Genomic DNA, 15,472 nt, shown 5'->3' with positions numbered 1-15,472 from the left:
CGACAAGTCTTCGAACATTTTGTCGGCAGCTTTTTACGTATTTATAAATTGCTTCAGCCATAATAATAATATAACCGCCAATCGCTTCATTTTCCTAAATAAACTAAACACGTTATATTAGATTTCAAAATTTTATTAACTGAGCTAAACTTTAACTAAACCATTTTTATTATTGCTCTAACGTGATAAAAAATAAGAGGTGGAACATGTTATTATGTCCCACCTCTTAGCTAAAAGCGTTATATATAAATCACCTATTTAAAATGAATCCGTCATACCATAAATTTTAAAGCTTTAATGCTTGTTTAACTTCTTGAACTGATTCGGCAGAAACCTTTAATTGCGCATATTCGTCATCAGATAAATTCAAGTCTATAATGCGTTCAATACCATTTGAACTTAAAATTGTCGGAACGCCTAAACATATATCAGTAAATTGGTATTCTCCTTCTAACAAAGCAATACTAGGAAGCAATCTATGTTGGTCTTTTAATATCGCTTCAATCATACTGTAGACAGCTGAAGCTGGGGCGTAATAAGCTGAACCATTTCCAAGTAATTCTACAATTTCTGCGCCCCCCTTACGTGTACGTTCAACAATTGCCTCAATTTGTTGTGCATCAAGTAATTTATGAAGTGGTACGCCGTTCACATTAGTTGAATCTACTAATGGGACCATCGTATCGCCATGACCGCCTAGTACTAAACCTTTGATATCTTTAACAGATACATTTAAGGCTTCTGCGATAAATGTTAGATATCTTGACGTATCTAATACACCAGATTGCCCTATTACACGCTCTTTTGGAAATCCAGAAGCTTTTAATACAGAATATGTCATAGCATCTACAGGGTTGGTAAGTACAATAATCTTACAGTCAGGTGAATATTTCACGATTTCTTTTGTAACATCATGCATAACAGCCTCATTAACTTGTACTAAATCATCACGACTCATGCCAGGTTTACGTGGCACACCTGCTGTAATTACTACAACATCTGAATCTTTTGTATCAGTATAATCAACGGACCCTTTTACATTTACATCAAAACCATAGACTGGACTACTTTCTAAAATATCTAATGCCTTCCCTTTAACTTGACCTTCGTTTGTTGGACGATCAATCAAAACCACATCAGCCAACTCTTGTTGCGCAACGATAAAAGCTAATGTCGCTCCCGTATTGCCCCCACCTATAATAGAAACTTTTTGTTTTGTCATAAAAACAACTCCCTCATACAATCTCTTGATTATGTTACATAAATTATATCATCTCTAACCAACGATAATGATTTCATTTCGTTAATTTAAATTATCAAATTTACTTATGTGTTTTTTGTCTTTTAATCCATTTCCAAATTATCAAAATGGCTAAAACAATTAATACAAAATAAATTATTTTAGAATAAATATCCATGTAATAAACAATTGCATGCCAGTTTCCACCCACGGCTTGACCTAAATAAATCAAAACCGTATTCCAAATTAATGTACCAATCGTAGTAAACAAAATAAACAAAGGTATATTCATTCGAGTTAAGCCTGCTGGGATAGAGATTAAACTTCTTAACAGTGGTACAAAACGACAAAAGAAAATTGTCCAGTAACCATACTTTTCAAACCAATTAATCGTTCTATCTATATCTTTAGTTTTTACACGTAAAAACTTTCCATAACGATTTATAAAGCGATATAAATTCTGTTTACCAATCCAAGCGCCAATACCATATAGAACAATAGCTCCAATAACAGAACCAAGTGTTGAGGTAATTGTCACTCCAATAAAGCCAAGGTCAGACTTAGTTGTCATAAAACCGCCAAACGTTAAAATAATTTCAGATGGTATTGGAGGAAATATATTTTCCAAAAAGATTAATAATGCTATACCTAAATAGCCGTGTTGCTCCATAAAATGCGTTATCCACTGTTCCATTCATTTCCTCCTATAGGTCTTGAAAACAAAGCATTAAAATAGGTTATTCGTTAACGCATATAAATACATTGATAAACCAAGTAGAATCATACTTAAAATTGTTAATATTAATGCCAAAATAATAGTACGTTTATAATGCTTAATAAATGCTATGAATAAAATAGCACCGTTATAAAAGAAAAACAGGCCAAAAAGTGTCATCATTATATTAATATCAGGATACACAATATTTAATATTGCAATGACTAAGGCAAAACCTAAAAACGGAAAATTAATAAAATTACGTTGAAATTTATATTGATTTAGTTGATGCTGTTCGTTCTGTGTATTCATTATTTTTACTCCTTCAAAATTTAAACTACGGAATATCGTGACCTAAAGAAGCCGTATAAATATCAAACCATTCTTGATCTGTAAGTGACACCTTCAAGCCATTAATCGCTTCATCAATACGTTCAATTTTGTGTGTACCTAACACAGGCATTAGTGATGCAGGGTGTTTATTTAACCATGCTATAATAATACCATTCGATGTTACATTATATTTTTGTGCTAATGGAGAAAGAACTGCCATGATTCTTGCAGATTTTTCGTCTTCTAAATTAAATAACTTGCCACCTGCCATAGGACTCCACGACATAATTTTAACATCATCCTTATACATATGATTAATAGTACCACTTTCAATAGCGTCTAAAGTATAAGGTGATACTTCTAATTGATTTAAAGTGATATGCAATTTATCACAAACAAGACACTTGCTTAGTAAATCATATTCAGATTTGTTGAAGTTTGAAACGCCAAATGACTTGACTTTGCCTTGTTTGACTAATGCTTTTATTGCTTCAGTCACTTCGTTAGGATCCATTAAAGGTGATGGTCTATGAATAAGTAGCGAGTCTAATTGTTCAACTTGTAAATTTTGTAGCGAACGGTCAACAGATTGAATAATATGCTCTTTACTATGATCATAGCGATGACCACTTGATTCATGAAATGGATTTGATGGCAATATAATCCCACACTTCGTTACAATTTCTATTTGATCGCGGAGTTGTGGTGATAGTTTTAGTGCTTCACCAAAGATACCTTCACAACTATACGAGCCATAAATATCAGCATGGTCCATAGTTGTAATACCTCTTTCAACTAATTCGTTTAAATATCTATTTAGTTGTTGCGGTGTCCATTGCCAGTCTTTCGCTCTCCAAAATCCCTGTATTATATTCGAAAAAGAAACGTATTGATTAATTTTCATTTTATCCATATATCTTCAACACCCTTTTTATTATATTCAATAATCAAGTGAACTGTAGCATGTCCAATTTATTACGCAGTCGGTTTTCATCTATTTGTTCACCAATAATTACAATTGTTAATGGCATCGTTGTGTCGATGACTTGATAATCTGGTAAACCAAATGCATATTGAAATTCATATGTATCATTTGGCATATCATGAAACTTGACGTATCCCTTCAATCTTAGAACATTATCTGGTAGTCGTAAAATAAACTGATAAAATAATTGACGGTCAATTGGCCCAGTAAATTGGTACTGTATACTTTTAATACCATGATGATGCGCTGGTCCACCCAAGTGCTCTTTATTATGATATGTAGTTAAAATTAAGTCACTCATATCTAAATCGGCATATGATGTATAAAATTTTTGCGCTAATGGATTAATTTTTTCAATTTCATTTATCTTATCGTACTCAACTCTATTCAATAAATCCATTTTGTTGACCACAATTACATGACTTACTTTTAATTGTTCTTCCATCAATTGTATTGTACTATTAGTATATTGGGTTCTAGTCAAAAATCTCGGCGCGTCGACTAAGCCTATAACCACTGGTGGAGCAAGATGCTCGACGATTTCGGGATCTTGGCAAGCCGCAATAATTTCAATTGGATGTGCGACACCCGTCGCTTCAATTATAATATGGCGCATTGCACTTTTGTTAATAAAATGTTTTAATTGTTTTATTAAATCCCGTTGCAAATCACAACATATGCAACCATTTAATATCGATGCAACCTCTACATCATCGCTTAATGCATTGCTATCTACATCTAAATTGCCGTATTCATTTACGATGATACTTGGGTTTTCATTTTTATTTAGTAAATATTTTACATAATTACTGAGAAAAGTTGTTTTCCCACTACCTAAAAAACCTGTTACTACGGTAATAGCTATTTTAGGCTGTTTAATATTTTTCAAAAATATCACTCATTTCATAAATTTAAATGTTTGTGTAAAAGATAATTTTTTCGTATAATTAATCTTTCACTTGATAAAATATTAGATATCTTCTAAACTTTATACACGCTATATTTTAGCATGGCACAGTGCAAAAGTGTTTTTGAGGAAGTGTCACACACAACGTTAGACGGATTCAGGTCCGATGCAAAGTGAAGAAAACGGATAGAATGTCTGGAGGAGAACTTATGTCTGAACCACTTAATTTAAAGGAACAACTTTGTTTCAGTTTGTATAATGCTCAAAGACAAGTAAATCGCTACTACTCTAATAATGTCTTTAAGAAATACAAACTAACATACCCACAATTTTTAGTACTTACTATTCTTTGGGGTGAATCACCTGTCAATGTCAAAAAAGTCGTTACGGAATTGGCGCTTGATACTGGTACTGTATCTCCATTACTTAAAAGAATGGAACAAGTTGATTTAATCAAACGTGAACGTTCTGAAGTAGATCAACGCGAAGTATTTATTCACTTAACTGATAAGAGCGAAGCAATTCGTCCAGAATTAGATACTGCATGTCAAGACGTTGCAGTTGCATCTTCTCTTGATGAAGATGAATCTAAAGAATTAAATAGATTACTTGCTAAAGTAATCGATGCCTTTACAGAAGAAAAAGCAAAATAAGCTTTTCTAACTATAGTATAAGTCAAGATATATCAAATTGATTCCTTAAATATACTTGATTTAAAGAGAGAGCTCAAACACTTTTGTGTTTGAGCTCTTTTTAACTATTATAAAATCTCATACTATAAACAGTAAAGCTTAGAATACCTATTTTAAGAAAACATTGGAGCTTTACATAATCATCAGCTCTAAATCCCATTTAATACCTACTATTGAAAATTAAAGTTTATTTCTTTATGTTTTTATGAAGCCCTTAAATAATATAATTTTCGGAATCTATAATTATCTACAGAATTATGAAGCATTAATCTTAATCATTTGTTGCAAATAACCGTTTTCTTTAGTAGCTAAATCTTGATAACTACCCTCTTCTAATATAGTACCTTCTTGCATCACGATAATTTTATCAAAATTTGGTAACAATCTTAAGTCATGTGTAGCTACAACTAGCGTTTCAGCATGTTTATGAACTAAATCCATAACTATATTTGTATGATGGATATCTAAAGCAGTTGTAGGTTCATCAAGTAGCCAAAATGCAGCAGGTTTTAATAATAATCTTGCTAAGGCTAACCTTTGTATTTCTCCACCTGATAATGTTTGACCAGAAAGCGTTATCGCCCTATCTAAATCAATGTGAGCTAATCCAAGTTGGTTTAGGACTTCTCTAAGCACATCATCTTCTTGTTTTGAAAATAAATTTTCTCTTACCGTGCCGTCAAACAATTGTTGTGTTTGTAAGAGCGCATTAATATAACTATACTTATCTTCATTTAATATTTGAGTAATATATTGTTGATTTAATAGTACTTCACCCTTATCACTTTGGTATAAACCTAGCATAAGTTGTAATAAAGAGCTTTTACCTGAGCCAGATGGCCCAACTATCGCTACATGTTCACCTTTATTTATGACTAACCGAATCTGTGATAATACGTAGGTTGATTGATTCCAATATTTGAAATCAACATCACGTAATTGCATTAAAGGTCTTTCACTAGAAGTTGACATTTTCATTGATTCATGACCTTGTATCGTTGGATGTGCAATCACCTCATTAATATCAGCTAAAGCTTCATCAGTATCAGCTTTATAATAAGCCACGTTACTCATCGGTATCGCTTGTTCAAATAACGTTAACATCATTAATACAATACTCGTCAAATACACAACATCTAACTGTTGGTTTTGTACTTGAATAACACCTAGATATAAAGTGAAAAACAATGAAATCATCGCTACTATATTCAAGCTATATTCATAAAGTGATAAGAAACGTTGTTCTTTAGCTTGAATGTTTTCATACGCGTCTAACTGTTCTAAAACTTGCTTTTTATAATATTCTGTTTGATTAAACCGTGCTAATTCATCGTAACCTTCTTTATAGTCATAAAATCGACTTAAAAATCTGCCTTGGACTTCGTTTACTTGTCTTTTTAATATACGTGCCCTTTTAGCACTTAGCCAAGGGATAACGATTAACGTAGCAATCATACTTACACAAATAATTACTGCGTGTATATATGAAAAATTAAACATCGTAATCATTGTGATAATCGCAGTTAAACCGATAACTACAGGTGGATAATAGACCCTTAAATAAATATTTTGCAAAGCTTCTACTCTACCAATCATACGTGCAATCAAGTCACTAGAATTGAATTTACGATAAACGTCAGGTACCACTGGCAATAATTTTTTGAAGAATTGAACCCTCACATCGCGCAACATAGTAAACGTCGTTCTATGAGAGAGTAGTCTTTCAATATATCTCGCTACCGCTCTAAGAAATCCAAACATTTTTACTGACACAATCAATATCATCAGCGCAAACAACGGTGCTCCTAAAGCACTTTGCGTAATCATATAACCACTTAAAAAGAACATACCTAACGCAACTAAACTGCCGACAATACCAACTAAAATGGATAATATTAAATCCTTATCTATGCGAAATTTAATCCGTGGTTTCATGTTCATCACCGCCTCGTCCAGGGTCGTTTAATTTATGAGCGTCGCCTAACTTTAAAGTTCCCTGTTCAATCAAAATACGTCTGTCTGCATTTTTAATTGTATGTGCTCTATGAGCAATAGTAATCATTGTGATATTAGAAAACTGCTGCTCAATCACATTTTGTATTACATTCTCAGTTTTCACGTCTAAGCCTGTTGCTGGCTCATCAAAGATTAATAGGTCTGGATGTTCCAATAATATTCTTGATAGCTCTATGCGTCTCATTTGACCTCCTGAAAGCATCTCTCCACCTTCACCTATTCTTGTGTCTAAACCATATTTTAGCGATAATACTTTTTCTTTTAATTCTACATCAGCTAAAACTTGTAATATTTGAGCATCATCTACTTGATGAAACATCGTTATATTATCTCGTATAGAAGCGTTGAAAATATATGGTGTCTGACTAAGGAAACCTATGTTCAAATCATTCTGTTGGTAAGTAATCGCACCACTTTGCGGTTCTATATTTTGCGCAATTAGTTGCGCCAATGTAGATTTTCCTGCACCGCTTTTACCAATTAATGCAATATGTTCACCACTTCTTATATTCAAATTAATATCTCTTAATGCATACTCATCTGCATCTTTATATTTAAACTTCACTTGGTCTAAGCGAATCAAAGAACTCTGACTCAAACGAGTTTGTATTTGAGGTTTTGGCTCTTTATCTTCCCTATCCAATACTTCGAACAATACATCACTTGAACCTTCACTTTGCTTACCAGTATGAAAAGATTGTCCAAGATCTTTAATTGCATTGTAAAATTCTGGTGCCAATATTATCGCAATTGCCGCTGTCTTGAAATCTATATTATGAAATAAAATTAAACCTAAACCAGCCTCTAATGCTACTAAACCAATACCGAGCATACTAATAAATTCAAGCATTAAGCCAGATAAAAAAGCACTTTTTAAAATACGCATAGTTAAATCTCTAAATGTAGTACTTTCTTCATAAAGTTCTTTTTCTGTATATTCAGTTCTATTAAAGAGTTTTAACGTTATCAGACCTTTTACTTTATTTAAAAATTGTTGGCTAAATTGATTTAAATAAGTCATTTTATCTTTAGATTCATCACGAGTTTTCAAGCCAAAAATGATATAAAAAAGGGGAATAAAAGGCGCTGTAACAATCATAATTAATGCCGTGTTTAAATGAACAAAACACATTGCAATAATTATTAATAATGGGACCATCGTTGATTTAAATACTTGCGGGAAATAACTATTAAAAAAAGGAACAATACCATCAACACTTTCAGTTAAAGTGTTCATCTGTACGCCAATTGAATCTTTAGATTGCTTAATAATAAGACGTTGTCTTAAATCACGCTTAACTTTTGCTGCCATTTGATTTCCTACCATTTGGTTCATAGTATTAAACGTAGCACGTGCTATTAAAATAATTAATGTAAAAATTAATAAATTTAATAAATCATGATTACCACTTAACAGCATTGCATTTAATATTTCTGCAATCGAAATATTTTGCACTACAACTGTAATAGCTAAAAATGTACTGACCATAAACATAAAAATAGGATATATTTTATATTGCATTGCTAAACTTGTTAATCTTTTCACAAATATCACCTACCTCACATTATAGACTGCGTATATAAAAATTAAATTAATTCGCTCATTATTTTCTATACTTTTTATGATGTTTTCATATTTTAGACATAATTAATTTTTATTATTTTAATTGAAATTTTACTATAACTTTACACTAATCCTCTAAAATGATTATTATCTATTAATTATATACATCTTTAGTCCAAAATCACATTTTTAAGTGGCATAATACATTTTTATTATGCTATCATTAAAAAATGAAAATACACAAAATTTTATAAGTACTATGAAAGTAGGTAAATTATGTTAATACTTGAATTGATTAAAGGTATCATTCTAGGTATCGTTGAAGGTTTAACAGAATTCGCGCCTGTTTCATCAACAGGGCATATGATACTCATCGATAATATGTGGTTGAAATCAAGTGAATTTTTAGGATCTGAATCGGCGTTTACATTTAAAATTGTCATCCAACTAGGTTCAGTATTCGCAGGCGCTTGGGTATTTCGTGAGCGTTATTTCGAAATGTTACATATAGGTAAATATAGAGGAGAACCTATTGATGGTATTGGTCAAAAGCCAAAACGTTTAAACTTATTACATATCATTGTAGGTATGATTCCTGCAGGTGTTTTAGGTTTGCTATTTGATGATGTTATCGAAAAATATCTATTCAGTGTACCAACAGTAATGATTGGATTGTTTGTAGGTGCGGTTTATATGATTATTGCTGACATCTACAGTAAAAAAGTCACTAATCCTCAAAATGTAGATCAAATCAATTATTTCCAAGCATTTGTTATCGGCCTATCTCAAGCCATAGCAATGTGGCCAGGTTTTAGTAGATCTGGATCAACAATCTCTACTGGTGTATTGATGAAAATGAATCATAAGGCTGCTTCAGACTTTACATTTATCATGGCAGTTCCTGTCATGCTAGCAGCGAGTGGTTTATCACTAGTGAAAAATTTGGAGTATATTCAATTAAACCATATCGGTTTCTATATCGTTGGCTTTATCGCCGCGTTTATCGTCGGATTAATTGCAATCAAAACTTTCTTATACCTAATTAGTAAAATTAAATTAATACCATTTGCAATTTATAGAATTATATTGGTTATTATCATTGCCATTCTATACTTCGGTTTTGGTATCGGACAAGGTATCACCGGAGAATAATTTTAAGTTTAACTTAAATGCTTGCACATTAAAGCTGATAAACATCTACCATTTTTCAGATGTTTATCAGCTTTTTATTCTTATATTCCAAACTATTTAATCATTAGCCTATTTCTCTTTAATAATCCTATGATCAGGCTATATTTACCGTTTATTTTCATGTATGATAGGGTAATATGAAGATAGTATAAATTAAATGGAGGCAACGCATATGGACAAAAAGCAATTAATCAAAACAATAATCACAGTGGCTCCTGTGTTTTTAGTACCATTAATCGTTGAACGCAAACGTATTAAAGATCACCCAGATGTTAAAAAAGCAAGCGATGCAACCGTAAATGCTTCTAAAACAGTTGCAGATAAATCTGTGCAATTTAAAGATACTGTCGTTGAAAAATCATCTCATGCAAAAGAATATGTAGTGGATAAAAAACACGACATGGATCAAAAACGTGAACTTAAACGTATTGCTAAGGAACATGATCCAGCATACATTGAGAAAAAAGGCGAAAAGTTAGAAAAAGAGAACCGTAAAGAAGCTCAAAAAATGAATAAAATTCTTCAAAAAAATATCGACAAACGTCATAAAGAAGAAGCAACAGCACGTCAAGATAACGAAAAACAACGTATTAAAGATATGAAAAAATCTAACAAACATATGGAAAAAGTTGGATTAACGCCCGGCAAACTTGATGAAGAAACTGAGAAAAAAGGCGAAAAATTAGAAAAAGAAAATCGTAAAGAGATTCAAAAACTGGATAAAATCCTACAAAAAAACATCGACAAACGCCATAAAGAAGAAGATAAAGTACGAGCAAAAGATAAAAAAGCGCGCTTATCTGAATTCAAAAAATATAAAGATTACGTTGCTAAAAGTGTTGTAAAGCAAAACAACGATAATAAAGGCGAATAACCCTGATGACAAAAGTCATTATAGATGGAGATGCTTGTCCTGTAATCAATTCAGTTATTGAATTGACTGAGGGGACAGGCATTTTTGTTACAATCGTTCGTAGTTTTAGCCATTTTTCCACTGTGGAACAACCAGAGCATGTAAAAACCATTTATGTCGATGATGGACCAGATGCTGTTGATTATAGAATTGTTAAACTAGCAGGAAATGATGATTTAGTAATCACACAAGATTATGGTCTTGCAAGTTTATTACTTAATAAAACAAAGATTGTTATGCATCATAAAGGCTATGTATATAACCACCAAAATATTGACACTTTACTGGAGCAAAGACACACGAGTGCACAATTTAGAAAAAGTGGTGGTCGTACAAAAGGCCCTTCTGCATTCACAGAACAAGATTTAGTTAAATTTGAATCTGCATTTTCATCTATATTACAAGATCAATGCTTGAACAAGGAGGAATAAAAATGAAAAGAATTGCTGTTTACTGTGGCGCTAGTAAAGGGAATGACCCTTCCTATATGTCGGAAGCTTATCAGCTAGGTAAAACTATGGCCGAAAAAGGTTATGAATTAATTTTTGGAGCTGGTTCAGTAGGTATCATGGGAGCAATCCAAGATGGTGTATTGGACCATGGTGGTAGTGCCATTGGTGTTATGCCTAACATGTTAAATGAAAAAGAAATAACAAGTGAAAAATTAACAGAACTTATTTTAGTTGACTCTATGCACGAAAGAAAAAACAAAATGGCCGAATTAGCAGATGCATTTGTTATGGCCCCTGGTGGCGCCGGCTCTTTAGAAGAATTCTTTGAAATGTATAGTTGGTCACAAATCGGTATTCATCAAAAACCAATCGCTGTATTTAATATCAATGGTTTCTTCGACCCACTACAATCACTATTATCTCACATGATTGAAGAAGGATTCATCGATGCTAAATACGACACTTTAGCACCATTATGTGATACGACTGAAGCACTTTTTGAAACTATCAAGCATTATAAACCTTTAGGCGTTAGAACTTACGACTAAATTATTAAGGGCAAGGGAGCAAATTATTATTAAATTTGTTCCCTTGCCCTTTGTTTATAATTTACATAATTTCTACTAATTGTTTTAGTATCATCAATGCAACGATAATGATAATAATTGCTGAACATTTATTTAAACTCAAAATATATTTTCCTGTTTTATCAACATGTCCTACAAATTTTCCTGCTATTGCTAACAAGAAAAACCAAACCCATGACACCAAAACTGTCGCAACAGCAAACACAACTTTCTCCGTCCCTTCATATACAGCAGCACTTGTACCTATTACACCTATTGTATCCATAATTGCATGTGGATTTAACAATGACACTGATAATGCGAAACCTATTTGCTTTTTAGCAGACATAGGCTTATAAGTTTGAAGTTGATGTTGGTGTGATGTCCATAACGACCATGCCATATAAACTAAAAAGACAATGCCGATACAATATATAGTTATCTGCAAAATGGGTAAGGACAGCAAAATTAACGAGATGCCTAATATAGCTAGCAAAATTAATAATGTATCACAGAAACCAGCAGTGATTATTACGGGCAATGATTTATAAATACTTTTATGATTAGCACCTTGATTAAATACAAATACATTTTGAGCGCCTAAAGGTAATATGAGTCCTAATGCCAATAGTAATCCATGAACGACTGGTTGCAACATGCAAAACCACTCTCCTTTATTTATTATGTCTATACTAACTATGCTATACTATATGCACAGAAATTGGACCAACCAGATTTAAATTAGAATACCAACCAGATAATATAGGAGTTATTTTATGTTCAAACCAAAGTATAAACAAATTATTGATGATATCATTGCACAAATTGATACTGGCGAATTAGAACAAGGCATGCAATTACCTTCTCAAAGAGATACGGCCTCCCAGTACCAAGTAAATCGTTCTACTGTTATACAAGCGTTCGATATTCTTAAAAGTCAGGGAATTATAGAAGGTAGAGAAAAACAACGCTTATATGTATCTGGAAACACATGGCATAGTTATATTAGAAACAATATTAATTGGCAAAACTATATTAGTAATAGTACAACTAAAAACAACCAATACTTTGTTCAACAAATTAATAAATTAGAATTCTATACTAACATGATGCGTTTAGGTACTGGAGAACTTGGTCCCGATCTTATACCTAATGAGCGGTTTAAAGAAATTTTGAGTAAGTGTAATGCTAGTGTGTTAAACACTAATTACGAGCAACCCCAAGGTAATCTCAAACTTAGAGAAGCAATTGTGAAATATATGGGAAAATTAGGCATTACATGTACAGTTGACCACATTTGTATTACTTCTGGTGCCTTACAAGGTTTAAAACTAATTGCAGATGGCTTACTTATTCCACAATCTAAGATTATTGTTGAATCTCCTTCATATATAAACTCAATCCGTACATGGCATAACATTAGAGCCGATATACAACAAATAAGCATTTCTGATATTAAAAGTAACATTAACAATATATTTAAAGCACAAACACAATATACAAACAGCATTTTTTATTGTATACCGACATTACACAACCCTACACAACATTGTTATTCAATAGAAGAAAAACAAAAAATCATCATGCAATGTGCACAACGCGGTATACCTATTGTAGAAGATGACGTTTATGGAGGCTTATATTTTAAACACGAACGTCCTAAACCCTTAAAATCATTTGATACAAATGACAATATTTTATATTTGAATAGCTTATCTAAGACTGTAAGTCCTGGTTTGCGTGTCGGTTGGATTATTGCCAAGCCTTCCGTCGCAGCGCATTTAGCTGATTTAAAAATGCAAAATGACTATGGCGTAAGTTCTATATCACAATATATCGCGTCAGAATGGTTAACACAGCCACAATATCACGAGCAACATCTCAAAAGTCTAAAGGATAAACGTTTAATTAAAAGAAATTTATTTTTAGAGTCCCTAGAGAAATATTTTAATAATTTCGGTTCTTGGTCAACGCCAGAAGGTTCATTTTATATTTGGTTCCAATTTAAGACGCCAATTGATATGAGAATACTTTTCGACGAAGCTGTTGCAGAAAATATACTTATTAACCCTGGAGAAGTTTATGATAAACATGCACGCCATTGTATTCGTTTCTCATATGCTTATATAGAACCTGATGATATCGATTCAACTTTAAAACATTTAAGCAAAATTATCCAAACACATTTTAGCCAATCGTCATAAAAGAGAATGGCACAGAAATCTAATTTATTTAACAAGACTTCCTCTACGCGTCCTAGCAAAGTTAATGTAGATTAAAATTTACTGAGCTGAAGCTCATAAATAACCCTATATAATGATAGAGGCTGAGACAATTAAATTTGCCCCAGCCCCCAATCATTATACATTTGTAGAAATTGCGATGTACGCTATCCAAACAACTACTCTCAAACGTTTTTTGATAAATTTTTATAATATCTAACATGCCTTTTAAGTGGATGGTATTTACTAAGATTCGGATACTCAAAATAATCGTATAATTGCATGCCAATCTTTTCCATCACTTTTCTAGAAGCAGCATTATTTTCTGAAGTAAAGGCATAAACTTCTTCTAAACCTTGAGATTTGGCATATTTTAATACAGCTTCCGCGCCTTCTGTAGCAAAACCGTTTCCCCACACTTCTGGGATTAATCGCCACCCTATTTCATAAAATGGCAACTCTTCAAATGTATATTTACTTTCTTTAGGCACATAATTCAATCCTATAAAACCTAACCAACCATTTGTCTCTTTCAATTCAACTGCAAATAAACCAATATTATATTTTGATATAACTTCATCCATTTTATTCATATCGTGTTCTGAACGTCTATAACTTAATAAACTCGGAAAATATCTACGAACTTGTTGATTTGCGTTCATTTGTTGAAATGGTAGCAAATCTTCCTCTCGCCAGTCACGTAACCTTAAACGTTCAGTTTCAATATAAACTGTCATATGTTACACCTCTAAACTGGAAAATAAATTTCTATATAAAAGTAACGCGTTATGAAACAGTTCATATCGCGCTACCTACATATTATTGTCGCTTATCATCAATTAAGCTCTTGAAATATAACTAATTAACTCTACATTTACTGTAACTTCTTTCAAACGGCCACGTTCACTTTTCGGTGCAGTGAAAGTTGCATCGATGAAATCATTTTTATGATTTAGTCTATAAGTAGCTACAAAAGTATCTGTATCAGATTCAAAGTTTGGCAAGTGTGCAATTACACGTTTAATTTCACCTGTCGAATCTTTTATTTCTCTACCTGTAATATTTTCTATTTCTCTACCTAATTCTGGTAAAGTAATAGATCTGCCTTCTAATAAATTGAAATCTTGTTCATGCATATTCATTACCTCTTTTCTATGTAAGGGAATTATCAAACTGTAACGTAAGTCAAACCAACCATCAATTTAGGACTGAATGAATAATCAACAATCCCCTTGTATTTCAACTTTTTTGCATTTTTATACGTATTTACTAATCCACATTATGTTTAATGATACCCATTATAACAATTAGTAAAACCATATTACAATGATTTCCTAGGAAATATTACAACGTATTTTCAAAATATAATTAAATCTAATTACTATATATTATACAGATATACTTTTTTATTATCTATATTTCGTTCGGCTCCCCACTCTACCTATGTAATTTACGTTTCTGAATTTATATCTTTTTCTAGACTTTCAGATTTATCTTTCAATTTATCATGCTCTTTTTCTAATTTTTCTTTTTGTTTTTTCAAATCTTTCTGTTGTTTTTCTAATTTATCAACATCTTTTTCCAATGATGCTTTTTCATCATCTTTACCACAAGCTGTTAATGTAACTGTTGCTGCTAATATGAGTGCCAAACACTTTTTCATGTAAGAACTCCTT

At 32.1% G+C, this 15,472-nt stretch carries 17 protein-coding genes; 6 read left to right on the top strand and 11 right to left on the bottom strand.

What is annotated here, in order from left to right; all coding sequences use genetic code 11:
- Positions 1–286: 286 nt before the first annotated feature.
- The 5 genes from mdh to J5E45_RS10690 all read right to left on the bottom strand — a co-directional run bounded on the left by mdh (position 287) and on the right by J5E45_RS10690 (position 4,162).
- A complete protein-coding gene (mdh, locus tag J5E45_RS10710) occupies positions 287–1,222 on the bottom strand; it encodes a malate dehydrogenase (RefSeq protein ID WP_069792725.1) in 936 nt (311 codons plus the stop codon).
- 100 nt (positions 1,223–1,322) lie between these two features.
- Entirely contained in the window at positions 1,323–1,934 is a 612-nt protein-coding gene (locus J5E45_RS10705) for a DedA family protein (protein ID WP_069792726.1), read from the bottom strand.
- 33 nt (positions 1,935–1,967) lie between these two features.
- Entirely contained in the window at positions 1,968–2,267 is a 300-nt protein-coding gene (locus J5E45_RS10700; protein WP_039068813.1) for a hypothetical protein, read from the bottom strand.
- 25 nt (positions 2,268–2,292) lie between these two features.
- Complete coding sequence (locus tag J5E45_RS10695) at positions 2,293–3,201, bottom strand: aldo/keto reductase (protein WP_069792727.1); 909 nt, start codon at positions 3,199–3,201, stop codon at positions 2,293–2,295.
- A 34-nt stretch (positions 3,202–3,235) separates the two neighbouring features.
- A complete protein-coding gene (locus J5E45_RS10690; protein WP_039068815.1) occupies positions 3,236–4,162 on the bottom strand; it encodes a CobW family GTP-binding protein in 927 nt (308 codons plus the stop codon).
- A 227-nt stretch (positions 4,163–4,389) separates the two neighbouring features.
- On the opposite strand from J5E45_RS10690, the gene mgrA reads away from it, so the two are divergent.
- On the top strand, positions 4,390–4,833 hold the full coding sequence (mgrA, locus tag J5E45_RS10685) for a global transcriptional regulator MgrA (RefSeq protein ID WP_017722569.1): 444 nt from the start codon (positions 4,390–4,392) through the stop codon (positions 4,831–4,833).
- A 294-nt stretch (positions 4,834–5,127) separates the two neighbouring features.
- Here the strand turns inward: mgrA and cydC are convergent, their stop codons facing one another.
- Positions 5,128–6,807, bottom strand: coding sequence for a thiol reductant ABC exporter subunit CydC (gene cydC, locus J5E45_RS10680; protein ID WP_208182179.1), 1,680 nt, complete (start codon positions 6,805–6,807; stop codon positions 5,128–5,130).
- A complete protein-coding gene (locus J5E45_RS10675; RefSeq protein ID WP_208182177.1) occupies positions 6,791–8,434 on the bottom strand; it encodes an ATP-binding cassette domain-containing protein in 1,644 nt (547 codons plus the stop codon). The genes cydC and J5E45_RS10675 overlap by 17 nt, the downstream gene beginning before the upstream one ends.
- 294 nt (positions 8,435–8,728) lie before the next feature.
- Here J5E45_RS10675 and J5E45_RS10670 point away from each other — a divergent pair, with 294 nt between their 5' ends.
- The 4 genes from J5E45_RS10670 to J5E45_RS10655 all read left to right on the top strand — a co-directional run bounded on the left by J5E45_RS10670 (position 8,729) and on the right by J5E45_RS10655 (position 11,556).
- On the top strand, positions 8,729–9,604 hold the full coding sequence (locus J5E45_RS10670; protein ID WP_039068821.1) for an undecaprenyl-diphosphate phosphatase: 876 nt from the start codon (positions 8,729–8,731) through the stop codon (positions 9,602–9,604).
- A gap of 211 nt (positions 9,605–9,815) precedes the next feature.
- A complete protein-coding gene (locus J5E45_RS10665; protein WP_039068823.1) occupies positions 9,816–10,517 on the top strand; it encodes a hypothetical protein in 702 nt (233 codons plus the stop codon).
- A gap of 5 nt (positions 10,518–10,522) precedes the next feature.
- Positions 10,523–10,987: a YaiI/YqxD family protein gene (locus J5E45_RS10660; RefSeq protein ID WP_069792732.1), complete on the top strand. Its 465-nt coding sequence runs from the start codon at positions 10,523–10,525 to the stop codon at positions 10,985–10,987.
- A gap of 2 nt (positions 10,988–10,989) precedes the next feature.
- Positions 10,990–11,556: an LOG family protein gene (locus tag J5E45_RS10655; RefSeq protein ID WP_039068826.1), complete on the top strand. Its 567-nt coding sequence runs from the start codon at positions 10,990–10,992 to the stop codon at positions 11,554–11,556.
- Positions 11,557–11,617: 61 nt separating this feature from the next.
- On the opposite strand, the gene J5E45_RS10650 is transcribed toward J5E45_RS10655, so the two are convergent.
- Entirely contained in the window at positions 11,618–12,232 is a 615-nt protein-coding gene (locus tag J5E45_RS10650; protein WP_039068827.1) for a LysE/ArgO family amino acid transporter, read from the bottom strand.
- A gap of 118 nt (positions 12,233–12,350) precedes the next feature.
- On the opposite strand from J5E45_RS10650, the gene J5E45_RS10645 reads away from it, so the two are divergent.
- Complete coding sequence (locus J5E45_RS10645) at positions 12,351–13,778, top strand: aminotransferase-like domain-containing protein (RefSeq protein ID WP_208182175.1); 1,428 nt, start codon at positions 12,351–12,353, stop codon at positions 13,776–13,778.
- A 203-nt stretch (positions 13,779–13,981) separates the two neighbouring features.
- Here the strand turns inward: J5E45_RS10645 and J5E45_RS10640 are convergent, their stop codons facing one another.
- The 3 genes from J5E45_RS10640 to J5E45_RS10630 all read right to left on the bottom strand — a co-directional run bounded on the left by J5E45_RS10640 (position 13,982) and on the right by J5E45_RS10630 (position 15,459).
- The gene (locus tag J5E45_RS10640) at positions 13,982–14,533 is read right to left on the bottom strand and encodes a GNAT family N-acetyltransferase (RefSeq protein ID WP_039068829.1); all 552 of its coding nucleotides are present in this window, start codon (positions 14,531–14,533) and stop codon (positions 13,982–13,984) included.
- 102 nt (positions 14,534–14,635) lie between these two features.
- Positions 14,636–14,932 (bottom strand): hypothetical protein, encoded by a 297-nt coding sequence (locus J5E45_RS10635; RefSeq protein WP_039068830.1) that lies wholly within the window; start codon positions 14,930–14,932, stop codon positions 14,636–14,638.
- 314 nt (positions 14,933–15,246) lie between these two features.
- Positions 15,247–15,459, bottom strand: coding sequence for an SA0632 family lipoprotein (locus tag J5E45_RS10630; protein WP_052253452.1), 213 nt, complete (start codon positions 15,457–15,459; stop codon positions 15,247–15,249).
- Positions 15,460–15,472: the final 13 nt, after the last annotated feature.

Origin of the sequence: Staphylococcus shinii (genome assembly GCF_017583065.1) — a bacterium.
Taxonomy (GTDB): domain Bacteria; phylum Bacillota; class Bacilli; order Staphylococcales; family Staphylococcaceae; genus Staphylococcus; species Staphylococcus shinii.
Note: the sequence above shows the minus strand (reverse complement) of the source record. Positions and strands in the feature narration are given on the sequence as shown.

Bases quoted from the DNA above. Each gene is read 5' to 3' on its own strand.
- J5E45_RS10630 (WP_052253452.1), bottom strand. From the start codon at position 15,459: ATGAAAAAGTGTTTGGCACTCATATTAGCAGCAACAGTTACATTAACA.
- J5E45_RS10645 (WP_208182175.1), top strand. From the start codon at position 12,351: ATGTTCAAACCAAAGTATAAACAAATTATTGATGATATCATTGCACAA.
- J5E45_RS10705 (WP_069792726.1), bottom strand. From the start codon at position 1,934: ATGGAACAGTGGATAACGCATTTTATGGAGCAACACGGCTATTTAGGT.
- J5E45_RS10640 (WP_039068829.1), bottom strand. From the start codon at position 14,533: ATGACAGTTTATATTGAAACTGAACGTTTAAGGTTACGTGACTGGCGA.
- J5E45_RS10695 (WP_069792727.1), bottom strand. From the start codon at position 3,201: ATGGATAAAATGAAAATTAATCAATACGTTTCTTTTTCGAATATAATA.
- mgrA (WP_017722569.1), top strand. From the start codon at position 4,390: ATGTCTGAACCACTTAATTTAAAGGAACAACTTTGTTTCAGTTTGTAT.
- J5E45_RS10700 (WP_039068813.1), bottom strand. From the start codon at position 2,267: ATGAATACACAGAACGAACAGCATCAACTAAATCAATATAAATTTCAA.
- J5E45_RS10655 (WP_039068826.1), top strand. From the start codon at position 10,990: ATGAAAAGAATTGCTGTTTACTGTGGCGCTAGTAAAGGGAATGACCCT.
- cydC (WP_208182179.1), bottom strand. From the start codon at position 6,807: ATGAAACCACGGATTAAATTTCGCATAGATAAGGATTTAATATTATCC.
- J5E45_RS10660 (WP_069792732.1), top strand. From the start codon at position 10,523: ATGACAAAAGTCATTATAGATGGAGATGCTTGTCCTGTAATCAATTCA.
- J5E45_RS10665 (WP_039068823.1), top strand. From the start codon at position 9,816: ATGGACAAAAAGCAATTAATCAAAACAATAATCACAGTGGCTCCTGTG.
- mdh (WP_069792725.1), bottom strand. From the start codon at position 1,222: ATGACAAAACAAAAAGTTTCTATTATAGGTGGGGGCAATACGGGAGCG.
- J5E45_RS10670 (WP_039068821.1), top strand. From the start codon at position 8,729: ATGTTAATACTTGAATTGATTAAAGGTATCATTCTAGGTATCGTTGAA.
- J5E45_RS10635 (WP_039068830.1), bottom strand. From the start codon at position 14,932: ATGCATGAACAAGATTTCAATTTATTAGAAGGCAGATCTATTACTTTA.
- J5E45_RS10650 (WP_039068827.1), bottom strand. From the start codon at position 12,232: ATGTTGCAACCAGTCGTTCATGGATTACTATTGGCATTAGGACTCATA.